The organism is Devosia riboflavina (genome assembly GCF_000743575.1).
GTDB classification, from domain to species: domain Bacteria; phylum Pseudomonadota; class Alphaproteobacteria; order Rhizobiales; family Devosiaceae; genus Devosia; species Devosia riboflavina.
On record NZ_JQGC01000029.1, the window covers coordinates 1 to 858 of the forward strand.

Below are 858 nucleotides of genomic sequence, written 5' to 3' on the forward strand. Positions count from 1 at the left end.
CGTCACCCTCGGGCTTGTGTGGATGCTTTGTGCTTTAGTCTTTGCACGAGCCGGGATGCGCATCCCGGCTCGTGCAGGCAGGCGGCCGTTCTATCGGGCTGGTTTTGACAGCCGCGGTCAAGCAAGGCCCTGCCTGCTCCCTTTGACCCCGAACGGTTGATCGGGCTTTCGCCCGCACCACAAGCCTGGGAGCAAGGCCATGTTACACGACAGTGTCTTTGTCGGCATCGACGTTTCCAAGAGCCATCTGGACATCCATCTTCACCCTTCTGGCCAGCATTGGCGCTGTGGCACCGGGCCGGGCGATGTGGCCGAACTGGCCAAACGGCTTGCTCGGCTTGGGCCGGTAGCTGTCGGGCTGGAGGCCTCGGGCGGTTATGAACAAAGCCTGGCCGACAGCCTGCACGCCGCGGGTCTGGACGTTCATATTCTTCCGCCGGCCCGGATTCGCGGCTTTGCCCGCAGCATCGGTCAATTGGCCAAGACCGACAGGATCGATGCTGGCATCATCGCCCGCTATCTGCGGGAAGTGCACGAGGGCCTCACCCCCTATGCGCCCGATCCGGCCCGGCAGAGCCTGCACGCAATCACCGCCCATCGCCGGCGGATCCTGGCGGAAAAGAGCGGGCTTGTCGGTCAACTCGACACCATCGAGCAACCGCTTGTCCGGTCCCTCATCGAGGAGCGCCTGAGCGCGATCGTCCAGGAGATCAAACGGCTCGAGGCCGCCATTGCCGAGCTTCTGGCCCACGCCCCGCAGTTGCAGCAGCGCCAGGCCCGGCTGCGTCAGGTCACTGGCGTCGGCCCGGTCCTGGCCATCGCCTTGCTGGCCGACATGCCCGAGCTGGGCAAGGTCTC

Annotated in this window: 1 protein-coding gene; it reads left to right on the plus strand. The window is 65.2% G+C overall.

The features are described from left to right. Positions 1–199: 199 nt before the first annotated feature. The coding region (locus JP75_RS21680) for an IS110 family transposase (protein WP_035086865.1) at positions 200–858 on the plus strand (659 nt) is incomplete at its 3' end.